Raw genomic sequence first — 11,790 nt, 5'->3', positions numbered from 1 at the left:
TGTTTCAACTCAACTTGTTCTTTCTGATGAAAAAATAAAGCTCACTTCCCCCCGTAATAGGCAGGCATGTTGTACACTTTAAGTAGCAACAACCCTGTCTGGGGGACGTGATGGCATTACTAAGTAAACAAAGCCCCTCACCATTACCTAAATGGCTCAGTTTCTGGCCCGCGTTCCTCATTGGTCCCGCGTTTATGTTACTGACATTACTTTGTCAACCGCCAATTGCAGAGCTCTCACCCGCGGCATGGCGCACCGCTGGCCTTGTGCTTTGGATGGCAACTTGGTGGGTCAGTGAAGTGATCCCGATCCCAGCCACATCATTGCTCCCCTTAATCATGGTGCCATTTGCTGGTATCGCGCCTTTAAGCAACACGGCCCCCGCTTATGCCCATCCATTAATCTTCTTGTTTTTAGGCGGGTTTCTACTGTCTTTAGCCATGGAAAAATGGCAACTGCATAAACGCATTGCCCTAAAAACACTCCTTTTGGCCAGTAACACACCCAGCCAGCAGCTATTGGCCATGATGCTGATTACCGCCTTTTTATCTATGTGGATGTCCAACACAGCTACTGCGGTCATGATGCTGCCCATTGCATTATCCATAATCAATATGGTGAAAACGAAGGATGCAGCCGATGATGTATATGCTAAGGCGATGCTATTAGGGATTGCATATTCTGCCAGTATCGGCGGTATCGCCACCTTAATTGGCACACCACCCAACGCCTTGATGGCGGCATATTTAGCTGAAAATTTTGATATACAGCTTGGTTTTGCACAGTGGATGCAAGTTGGCTTTCCCCTCTCTTGCCTGCTGCTATTGTGTGCTTGGTTCTGGCTTGCTCACATCCATTTTAAAGTGAACAACTGCCCGACCGTTTCTGGGAAGTCATTGCTTTCTCAACAGCTTAACATGCTTGGCCCGATGTCACGGGCTGAACATAGAGTGCTTTGGGTATTTATTTTTACAGCATCAGGTTGGCTATTGCGCCCTTATCTTAGTCAACTGAGCGGCTTAAACATTTCCGACACCAGTATCGCTTTAATGGCAGCCTTAGCCTTATTTATTTTGCCTGCCAATCCAGACACTGATGAGCGGATCCTCGATTGGCAAACAGCGCAAAAAGTTCCTTGGGGCGTATTGCTGTTATTTGGCGGAGGCCTAGCGTTAGCCGTACAGGTGCAAACATCGGGCCTCGCTGATTATATTGCGACGTACATGAAGCAATTAACAACGGTCAATCTGATTATTGGTATATTATTGGTTACCGCTGCGATTACCTTCCTTACCGAAATCACCAGTAACAGTGCTACCGCGGCTGGCTTTTTACCCTTACTAGGGCCTGTCGCCGTTACATTCACGGGCAGCCCTTTATCTTGGGTCGTACCTGGTGCCCTAGCGGCAAGCTGTGCCTTCATGATGCCTGTCGCCACGCCACCTAATGCCATTGTGTTTGGCTCTGGAGAATTAAAGATAAGCGACATGGTAAAGGCCGGCTTATTCCTCAATTTAGTGGCCATCCTTCTTATCACATTAGTAACGGTGACGATCATGCCAGCGCTACTGGCATCCTGATCAGGCAAACACGTTATGTAAACTAAACCTTAAACGCTGACATGGTTTGCTTGAGATCCGACGATAGGGTTTGTAACTGCGCAATCACCTCACTAGAACGAGCCACGGCCAACAAGGATTGCTCAGATTCATCATTCATTCGCTCGGTACTGGCGTTAACATCATTCGCCACGGCCGTTTGCTCTTCGGCCATGGCAGCGATGGAGTTGATCATGTCATAGAGACCTTGGATGGCATGACGCAAACTATGTTGAATGGCATCGGAGCGACCGATTTCATCCATGCTTTGCTTGGCATCGGTGGCCGCCGCTTCAATCACAGTCACTAGGCCTTTCGATTCATTTTGCAAGCGCTCAATGCTCGATTGAATCTCTTCCGTTGATTCGCGGGTTTTACTGGCCAGTGCGCGTACTTCGTCGGCTACCACCGCAAAGCCACGGCCACTTTCGCCAGCACGAGCGGCTTCTATCGCAGCATTTAAAGCCAACAAGTTGGTTTGCTCGGCAATGCCTTGGATCACATCTAACACGCTGCCAATTTGTACGCTCAGCTCATCAAATTTCATCACCCGCTGATTGGCTTGTTCCACCTTACTAACGAGCATGTTGATTTGCTTGGTGACTTGCTCCGCTATCACACCACTGTCTTGAGAGTCGGATTTCACGCTGTCGATATTTTCAAGTGCCGCTTGAATGCTCACGCTCTCTTGTTCAATGGCCCGAGTCACCTCGGCCATGGCTTGGCTCACTTGGGCAATTTCTTGCTTTTGACGATGTACGGCTTGGTCCACTTCATTGCTACTTTGCATCATGGTGTTGACTTGGCGTGTGGTATTGTCTGCCGCTTGGTTAGCATTGATGATCAAATTGCGGGTTTTGGCCAAAAATTGATTTACGCTTTTCGCCATCAAGCCAATTTCATCTTCACTGTTAATATTTATTTGCTGGGTTAAGTCACCGCCGCCTTTGGCAAGTTCGCCTAACGCCTTGGTCAGCACTTTCACCTTGGCCAAAATGCGGTTGATGATAATGAAAGATAATGCCACCAGCATCACGAACCCTAACGCCAACATCACCCAAGTCAGATTAAGGACTAACGCGCTCGAGGCACGACTCATTTCGCTGTCGATCTCTCTGATCAATTGCGCGTTACTGTCATTCACTTCTTTAAAACTGGCAGCGAGTTTGTTTTGGTTAACCTGAGATTGTTCACTGATGATCTGTTCAACTTGCTGGGCACTGTCGCTAATGAGCTGTTTGAATTCAACTTCTGTTTTCTCAATCATCTGGTTTTGCTGGGTTTTGTCTAACGCGATGATTAATTTACCCAAATTACGGCCCTCATGATCGATCTCAGTTTGGGCTAGGTAGATATTGTCATTGGTTTGCGCACCATTTAGCAGCTTTTCCATCCGTCGCTGCCCTTTACCTTGTTTGATCAATTGCGCCACTAATGGATTTGCATTGTTTAAATAACGGGTTAGGTAGCGTCCTTTATCATCATAAAAAGTGGCGAACACCACACTGCTGTTTTGATGCGCCGCCCGCACAAGCTCCGTTAATTTTGGCATGTCACGATCTAAAATGGCTTGCGGAGAGATCGACGCCAGCATCGTGGCCATGCCATCAGCACTGGCCTTCGCATTGTGATCAAGCAACACCGTCATGTTTTTCTGCTTTTCATTCAGCTGCTGTTTTAAACTAAGGCTCAAGGCTTGGTGGGTGTTTTGCGCCATCGCTTCAAGGGCATGTTGGCTCTCTTGGCGCGCTTCACTTAATTCACTATCAAGCATCTGCGAGGATTCATTTAACTTTTGCTGCAGCTCACCGACCAAACTTGAGACCCGACTTTCAGTAAATGAAATCGAAAAGAAGGTTTGCATCGCAACAAGAATAAACACAGCGAGAATGACTTGCAGTAATAATGACTGCTTGATTTTTGTTAGCATAGTTGAGCATTCCATTATGGCTAAATGGCGAAAAGGTTCAGAGGCATAGAATACCTTTATTCCCCTGGCAAATTAATCGCAAATACTGATATAAAAGTAAATTATTCACAGTATTTAGCTAATCTTTACATCACTGTTTCCATTTATCTTAAAGATAGCTAAAGATGCCAATAATTAAAGCATTTGATGATTTAAGCAATCGGCTCATGGAAATGAACAGAGATGCCTCACAACAGTGATATTTGCTGCCAAAATGAGCTAATTGAGTGGATATTACTAAAAGTTGATATGTAAAAATCATAAATCTCAATCAATATTGCCCCTAAATTGGATCTAGCTCAAACTCAGGCACAATTCAGATTGCACCAAGATGGTGACAACATCTATATTTGGTCTATTAAGCAAGAAAATGGAACCGTTACCAAGCTCTCAGGATGATTGCTGGTTTCAAATGTAAGCAAGGATAGGCTTAATACTGCCATGCGCTTTATATGCAATCGCGTTATACCGCTGGTTTGTCCACCAATCTGTCCTGCTGCACGACCATCACCTTGCCTAATAAGGCTTATGCTTGGATTACCTAAGCACGCTTGCAATGGAACTTACCTTTTTAGGTAAACTTATAAGGACATACCATGTTTAAATTAAAGCTACTGACCGTAATGGTTGGTTGTGGTATTGCAGCAAACAGTTTTGCAATGAACCCACAGCCCGATCCACTCAACCCAACTGGCTACATCGTATCTAAGGCTGAAATCCAAGCGGCTGAAGACGCTAAGACGCAAAATCCGATGTATGACGTGTGGGCACAAGCATTACGTACTCGCTCAAATACTATCGTTGAAGCTATCGAGCCCGGTCTGGCTTCAAACCCAGAAAACGTAAAACGCGTTGAGCGTGTTTTCCCACTGGCTGAGTGGGACTTCCTAACAGCCATGGCCGCACCCGAATACACTTACACTCGTTTCCTACGTGCAATTGGTAAATTCCCCGCATTTTGTGGCGAATACACCGATGGCCGTGATTCAGATGCCATCTGTAAAAAATCTATCATCACCGCATTTGCTCACTTCTCACAAGAAACGGGCGGCCACATCGCTAAAGATAACCTATGGGATAACCCACTAGGTTTAGAAGAGTGGCAACAAGCGCTAGTACACGTTCGTGAAATGGGCTGGTCTGAAGGCCAAGCGGGTTACACCACAGGTTGTGGTCAAAACGATTGGCAAAACAAACGCTGGCCATGTGCTGCTGGTCAAGGTTACTTTGGCCGTGGTGCGAAACAGCTTTCTTACCACTTCAACTACGGCGCCTTCTCTGAAGTGATGTACGACGGTGATGCAACCGTACTACTTGATAACCCAGGTCTAGTGGCTGATTCTTGGTTAAACCTAGCTTCTGCTATTTGGTTCTTCCTAACACCGCAAGCACCCAAGCCAGCTATGCTGCACGTTATCGACCGTACTTGGGTACCGTCACAACGTGAAATCGACGCAGGCATTGGTTACGGTTTTGGTACTACCATCAACGTGATTAACGGCGGCATTGAATGTGGTGAGCAAAACAAAAACAAAGGTCAGCCAGTTAACCGTATTCGTTACTGGGAAGGGTTATCTGAGCATTACCAAATTCCAATCGAAGCCGACGAGAAGAACACCTGTTACCAACAACTTCCGTACGGTAGCTTAAACCTAAACGGCGCAACCGACGTGCTTTACACTAACTGGGATGGTAACTGGAAATACTACCCTGATCGCCCAGGTAACTTCTCATTTGAATGTGAGCTAGTTGGTTTCCAAACGGCTTACTCTGCGCTCGTACCGGGTGATTACGAGAAGTGTGTGACTAACTTCTATGAATCACATCAAAACTGGCCAGAAGTGCGCGTGGTTGACAAGATTGACGTGACACCAGAGCCAAGCCAACCACCTGTAGGCGGCGTTCCATTCTGGGAAGCCAACAAGGTTTATAAAGGCGGCGAAAAAGTATCGTTTGGTGGCAGCATTTATGAAGCGAAATGGTACACCCAAGGCGATGAGCCTAGTAACGGTGGCCCATGGAAGCTAATCCAAGGCCCAGGTGTTGAACCAACGGCTGAGCCTACACCAGTACCAACGGCTGAGCCTACACCAGTACCAACTGCTGAGCCTACGCCAGTACCAACGGCTGAGCCAACACCAGTACCAACTGCTGAGCCTACGCCAGTACCAACGGCTGAGCCAACACCAGTACCAACTGCTGAGCCTACGCCAGTACCAACGGCTGAGCCAACTCAGCCACCATCGGGTGACTTCATCCAATGGCAACCGGGTAAAACTAAGGTAAGCAATGGCGATCAAGTCACTTACTTAGGTAAATGTTTTGTAGCTCAAAACAACCCTGGCGTTTGGGAGTCTCCAACGGCAACTAACTGGTTCTGGAAAGAGATCTCATGTGGCGGAACAACTGCTCCTACCGCTGAGCCAACGGTTGCACCAACAGCTGAGCCAACAGTTGCACCAACAGTTGAGCCAACAGCTGAACCAACAGTTGAGCCAACTCAACCACCACAAACTGGTGACACAACGTGGAACAAAAACACCATCTACAACACTGGCGATACTGTGAAAGTAAACGGTGTGACTTACACTGCTCAATGGTGGACACGTGGTGAGAACCCAGAAACCACTGGCCCATGGGGCGTGTGGAAGAAGCAGTAATCGAAGCTTAACTAACACTGTTTAAGTGACGACGGTATAAATAATAAGGGAGCCAATCGGCTCCCTTATTATTCTATATTTCTTTATGCACAATTATGACCGCAAACGTGATGACGACCCTATTTAGCTGCGCATTAACTCTAGTAGCTGCGTATTCAATTGCACTAAAGCTAAGTTAAGCTGATCCCGTTGCTTCTCAACCATTTCCCCTTCTTTATGTTGAAGCTTTTGCAAGGCTTCTTTCACTTTTTTAATTTCGTCTTTTGTTGCTTGAATTTGCTCTTGCTTCACTTGTTCGTTGGTTTTATTGCCTTTACTTAACTCTTGCTGACGTTTGCTCAACATTTGATCTTTTAATCGTTCAGTCGCGCCTTGTTTACTTTGTTGATCCTCTCGTAACCTGGCCTTGGCTTCTTCAGAAAGTGTCAACGAATCTGAGCGACTGCTTGTCCCTTGTACCGACTGTTGTACTGGTGATGAGCTGGTTGCATCGGCTGTTTTAGCAGATGGACTCGCGCTTTGACCAACTTGCTTGTCTGTTTTCTGTTTGTTTGGCAAATCCGATGGGCTAGCGTAAGCTAGGTACGTATCTGGGGCTGAGGCTCGGGGCGTAATTATCATGGACTAGAGTTACCGTCATCACAATTTGGGGTAATCAGGTTATCGGCCAAGATAACCTAAGCTTTAACAAATATTATGGAGCACCACATGGATTTATCCACTAAAACAGAATTAGAGGCGGCCGCATTTCGTCGCTTATTGGATCATTTAGATCAGCATAAGGAAGTTCAGAATATCGATCTGATGATCACCGCCGACTTTTGCCGTAATTGTTTGAGTAAATGGTTAGCAGCAGAAGCGCAAGCCAGGGACGTCGAGCTTAGCGACGACCAGGCGCGAGAGTGGATTTACAAAATGCCTTACTCACAATGGAAAGAGCAGCATCAATTACCCGCTACAGAGGCGCAACTCGCTGCTTTTAATGCTAAAAAGAAATAAAAGTGCCACACCTTTGGACTGGCCTTAATGCCAGTCTTACTTGCCGCCCTATATAAACAAAAGACATATTTGAAAAAATCATTTCCGCTACAAACACCCAGTCCCACAATATATAAAAGAAAAATGTACATTTTTTCCCATATTTAACTTGCTCTTAACACAAAACATCAATACTTTATAAAAACAAAATCAGGCAGGTGCTTAATCGATATGAGGTTAAAAAATGGATCTTTCTAAAAAAATGGCGGCCGAATTTATCGGTACGCTTTGGTTGGTATTAGGTGGTTGTGGTAGTGCAGTGTTAGCCGCCGCTTTTCCTGAAGTGGGTATCGGCCTACTTGGAGTGTCACTGGCGTTTGGCTTAACAGTTTTAACCATGGCGTTTGCGATTGGCCATATATCGGGTTGTCATTTAAACCCAGCCGTATCATTTGGTTTATGGGCAGGCGGTCGTTTCTCAGCCAAAGAGCTTGGCCCATATATTCTCGCACAGGTAGCAGGTGCCATTGCAGGTGCCGCTATTTTGTATGTGATTGCCAGTGGTCAAGCTGGCTTTGATTTAAGCGGCGGTTTTGCCAGTAATGGTTACGGCGAACACTCACCGGGCGGCTATAGCTTAACAGCCGCCTTAGTCACCGAAATAGTGATGACGTTTGGCTTTTTAATCGTTATTTTAGGAGCGACCCACAAATTGGCGCCAGCTGGTTTCGCAGGTATTCCAATTGGCCTTGCATTAACGCTGATCCATTTAGTGAGCATTCCTGTCACGAATACGTCGGTTAACCCTGCCCGTAGCACTGGCCCTGCACTGTTTGTCGGCGATTGGGCGGTATCTCAATTATGGCTATTTTGGGTGGCACCGATTGTTGGCGCTATCTTGGCTGGGATTGTTTATCGCTGGTTAGCACCAGACAATAACTAAATCCGAATGGGGATCTCGCCAGCTAAGCCTGCCGTTGGCGAGATTGAAACAAGGGGTAACCCTCGGCTTATTTGTTAGGCCGTAAATGCTGGCAAATGCCGTGTAAGAAGTTACGCAGTAATTGGTCGCCACATGGCTTATAGTTGCGTGAATTGTATTTGCGAAATAGCGCACTCATCTCTGGCCTTGACATGCCAAAGCCCGCCTTGTCCATGATGGTCAGTAAATCATCTTCTTTAAGCTCGAGAGCAATACGAATTTTCTTTAAAATTAAGTTGTTATTCATTCTCGCTGCAGGGGCTGGGGCAGCGCCTTCACGTGGGCCGCGACGTTGAATGATTAAGCCGTCTAAGAACTTTTCTAGTACCGCATCAGTGCACTCCACATAGCCTTGTTCGTCCTCTTTTTTTAACAAGCAGCTAATCGAAAACGGTTTAATTTTGTGTCCGGCTAGCGCAAAGATCTGTTGCATATCAGCTTCTTTTAAATTTAATGCGTAACGCAGGCGACGTAAGACAAGATTGTGGATCATATAAAACTCCGTAAATTAGGCCGGCTAAATTACCATAAACAGTGAGCTTTATCGATACCGCATCGCATTTGCTTGAGGCTGCTTTGTAAACGTTTGAAAGAGACCGAAGCTACTAAAAGCATGTCATCATCACTTCATATATATTACAGTTTTATTAAATTTTTATTTTGGCTTGATATCGCTTTATCACTCCATTAAGGTGATTAATGTATATACAGGCGATGTACCAGAGATAGGCATAACGACTATCTTTACTTCAGGTTACTTTATGCGCTAATTCATTAGCTATCATAGGTTTATCTTTATGCTAGATACCAAAAAAGTGAAGAAGAAAGACAGTCAATTGGTGATCCGAATTAATAGCACTGAGCGCGATCAATTCGTCAGCTTATGTGAAGAGCTCGACACCAGCGCCGCTCGAGAAATTCGCCGTTTTATACGTCAATTTTTGGCAAAACAAGGGGAGGATAACAATTAGTCCCCCTAAAAAGCCTGAATCCAATCTAAAAAGGAACCATAACCATGGCAAAAGCTAAGCAAATCAAAAAAGAAATCAAAGCCCGTCAAGCGAAGATTGAAAAGCAAGAGAAAAAACTGAAAAAGCTGGCTAAGCAGCTAAAAAAAGCTAAATAAATACTATTTAGCTGATTTTGAGGGGGATGGCTTATGCCTTGCCCCTTAGCCACATCTAGAACAGGCAAGATTCAAACTTAGCTCAAACAGCCCCCCTCCCCGCTAAATCCCAATACCCTCGCACGATATCCCTTCACCCTGCTTAGCATTATGATATTCTAGCGGCCTGTGTTTAGTGCCAAATTAACGGAACCGCTATGTCGCCCATTGAAACCAACTCTGCATTAACCTTTATTACGGGTAAAGATGCTGCCTTAGAAGACTCCATCGAATCCATGCAAGCCAAGCTTAAACGCTTTGGTTTTGACATTGAAGAAGCCTCTTGGCTTAACCCAGTCCCCAATGTTTGGTCGGTGCATATCCGCGACAAAGACTGCCCTTTGTGTTTTACCAATGGTAAAGGCGCAAGCAAAAAAGCGGCCTTGGCCAGTGCGCTAGGTGAATTTTTTGAGCGCTTAAGCTGTAACTACTTTTGGGCTGACTTTTACCTCGGCAAACAGGTCGCCAAAGGCGATTTTGTCCATTACCCCAATGAAAAATGGTTTCCATTAACCCAAGATAACTCTCTGCCCGAAGGCATATTGGATGAGTATCTACTGGAGCATTACAATCCACAAGGGGAACTAACAGCCAAGCATTTAGTGGACTTTAACTCAGGTAATAGCAAACGCGGTATTTGTGCCCTGCCCTTTACCCGCCAAGATAACCAAGCCACGGTTTACATCCCGATGAATATCGTTGGCAACCTTTACGTCAGTAACGGTATGTCGGCGGGCAACACCAAAACCGAAGCCCGCGTTCAAGCTCTGTCTGAGCTGTTTGAACGCAGCGTGAAAAATAAGATCATCGCCGATGGCATCAGCTTGCCTGAAATTCCAGCTAAGGTTATTGCCCAATACCCTGGCATCAAGGCATCGATTGATAAATTAGAAGCTGAAGGCTTTCCTATCTATAGCTATGACGCTTCGCTAGGTGGCAAGTATCCGGTGATTTGTGTGGTGCTGCTAAACCCCAACAACGGCACTTGTTTTGCCTCCTTTGGTGCTCACCCTAAATTCGAAGTGGCCTTTGAGCGTACCGTAACCGAATTACTCCAAGGGCGAAGCTTAAAAGACCTCGACGTATTTTACCCGCCAACCTTTGATAACGAAGAGGTTGCGGATCATCACAACTTAGAAACTCACTTTATCGACAGTGCTGGCTTGATCTCTTGGGATTTATTTAAGAAAAAAGCCGATTTTGATTTTGTACACTGGAATATTGAAGGCAGCTCACCAGAAGAGTTTGCAGCCCTCATCGCCGCGTTTGATGAGCTAGAACAACCCGTTTACATTGCCGATTACGAACATTTAAATGTGTATTCTTGTCGTGTGTTAGCGCCAGGCTTATCCGAAATCTACCCGGTAGAAGATTTGGTTTGGCGTAACAACTCGGGCGGTAACAAACTGCGCAAACTCATGTTTAAACTGGCTAAAGATTGGTCTAACCAAAAACAAGCCGCCAAGGTTCTGGCTTATTTAGACGAACAAGACTACAGCGAACAAGAGCGGCTTTTTGAGTTAATTGGCCTTGCCTTCCCTGCTGGTAATCCATGGAAAACCTTGCGCGTGGGTGAGCTGCGGGCTTTATTACTGCTAACCTTAGGCGAGCTAGATGAGGCGCAAGAATGGGCACAGTGGACCGCTGATTACGGTCAATCCACCTTAAGCGCCGATCGCCAACGCTTTTATGATTGTCTAAACCAAGCACTGCAACTGGAACTCGATGAAGATCGTAAGCGCAAACAGTACCTAGGCGTATTTAAGCGCATGTATGGTGCACAACGAGTGGAGCAAGTATTTGGCTTGATTGATCAAACCCATAGCGACAATGGCTTAAGTGAAATCAGTGACAAATTAATTAACCAGCCGCTACATCATAAATTAATGGCGGCCTACGAAAAACTGCAGTTAGCAAAAGGGAAACACGCTAGAAAATCCCACAAACTGTAATTAACTTTCGGTCAATAACAACAAAAGCAACGACAAGGGTTGCTTTTGTTGTGTTATCTTCAGCTTAGACAGCACGACAATTTATCCCACCTGCCCTTAACAACACTAAGCCCAAGGGGCTAACTCAAAAGTATCTGTACACTTTTTTTGCAATATCCTTACCACACGACAAAATTACAAAATGTAGTAAAATTACAAAAACAAACCCAATATAACTGATCACGATCAATTTTTGGCCTTTTCTCGTCTGCTATATTTTGTTTTAGAGAAAATGAAACGCGAAGGTGAGGAGGAGAACAGTGATGCTATTTAAGCCAACAATGCTGGATCTCGAGGTTGTTTTTTTACCCCAAGCATTCCCTAACCGAATCGTTTCACCTCGCGTTTTTTCCACCCCTGTTTGTAATCTATCCCTTAAGACGAATCTATTTATTAATCAGTTAATTAAGTTCTGTAACAGCCCTATTTTGCATACCTGCAAGCAGT

At 45.5% G+C, this 11,790-nt stretch carries 9 protein-coding genes and 1 pseudogene; 7 read left to right on the top strand and 3 right to left on the bottom strand.

All coding sequences use genetic code 11. The features are described 5' to 3' along the window. Positions 1 to 110 precede the first annotated feature (110 nt). Positions 111 to 1,580, top strand: a complete 1,470-nt coding sequence (locus tag K6Y21_RS17740) for an SLC13 family permease (protein ID WP_233073214.1) — start codon at positions 111 to 113, stop codon at positions 1,578 to 1,580. Positions 1,581 to 1,602: 22 nt separating this feature from the next. Here K6Y21_RS17740 and K6Y21_RS17735 read toward each other — a convergent pair whose 3' ends face one another. Continuing rightward, positions 1,603 to 3,528, bottom strand: coding sequence for a methyl-accepting chemotaxis protein (locus K6Y21_RS17735; RefSeq protein ID WP_233073213.1), 1,926 nt, complete (start codon positions 3,526 to 3,528; stop codon positions 1,603 to 1,605). Between the two features lie 635 nt (positions 3,529 to 4,163). On the opposite strand from K6Y21_RS17735, the pseudogene K6Y21_RS17730 reads away from it, so the two are divergent. After that, a pseudogene (locus K6Y21_RS17730) lies at positions 4,164 to 5,597 on the top strand (chitinase); the annotation flags it as partial. Beyond that, entirely contained in the window at positions 5,595 to 6,227 is a 633-nt protein-coding gene (locus tag K6Y21_RS21435; protein ID WP_349629511.1) for a carbohydrate-binding protein, read from the top strand. The pseudogene K6Y21_RS17730 and the gene K6Y21_RS21435, both read left to right, overlap by 3 nt. 123 nt (positions 6,228 to 6,350) lie before the next feature. Here the strand turns inward: K6Y21_RS21435 and K6Y21_RS17720 are convergent, their stop codons facing one another. Continuing rightward, complete coding sequence (locus K6Y21_RS17720) at positions 6,351 to 6,848, bottom strand: hypothetical protein (RefSeq protein ID WP_233073212.1); 498 nt, start codon at positions 6,846 to 6,848, stop codon at positions 6,351 to 6,353. An 87-nt stretch (positions 6,849 to 6,935) separates the two neighbouring features. On the opposite strand from K6Y21_RS17720, the gene K6Y21_RS17715 reads away from it, so the two are divergent. Further along, entirely contained in the window at positions 6,936 to 7,226 is a 291-nt protein-coding gene (locus tag K6Y21_RS17715; protein WP_233073211.1) for a DUF1244 domain-containing protein, read from the top strand. A 223-nt stretch (positions 7,227 to 7,449) separates the two neighbouring features. Then, a complete protein-coding gene (aqpZ, locus tag K6Y21_RS17710) occupies positions 7,450 to 8,148 on the top strand; it encodes an aquaporin Z (RefSeq protein WP_233073210.1) in 699 nt (232 codons plus the stop codon). Between the two features lie 67 nt (positions 8,149 to 8,215). Here aqpZ and K6Y21_RS17705 read toward each other — a convergent pair whose 3' ends face one another. Beyond that, positions 8,216 to 8,680: a YehS family protein gene (locus tag K6Y21_RS17705; protein WP_233073209.1), complete on the bottom strand. Its 465-nt coding sequence runs from the start codon at positions 8,678 to 8,680 to the stop codon at positions 8,216 to 8,218. A gap of 304 nt (positions 8,681 to 8,984) precedes the next feature. On the opposite strand from K6Y21_RS17705, the gene K6Y21_RS17700 reads away from it, so the two are divergent. Both K6Y21_RS17700 and ycaO read left to right on the top strand, forming a co-directional pair. After that, positions 8,985 to 9,158 (top strand): hypothetical protein, encoded by a 174-nt coding sequence (locus tag K6Y21_RS17700; protein ID WP_233073208.1) that lies wholly within the window; start codon positions 8,985 to 8,987, stop codon positions 9,156 to 9,158. A 352-nt stretch (positions 9,159 to 9,510) separates the two neighbouring features. After that, a complete protein-coding gene (ycaO, locus tag K6Y21_RS17695; protein WP_233073207.1) occupies positions 9,511 to 11,304 on the top strand; it encodes a 30S ribosomal protein S12 methylthiotransferase accessory factor YcaO in 1,794 nt (597 codons plus the stop codon). The last annotated feature ends 486 nt before the right edge of the window (positions 11,305 to 11,790 follow it).

Origin of the sequence: Motilimonas eburnea (genome assembly GCF_021295345.1) — a bacterium.
In the GTDB taxonomy this organism is placed as follows: Bacteria; Pseudomonadota; Gammaproteobacteria; order Enterobacterales; family CBDFNC01; genus Motilimonas; species Motilimonas eburnea.
Note: the sequence above shows the minus strand (reverse complement) of the source record. Positions and strands in the feature narration are given on the sequence as shown.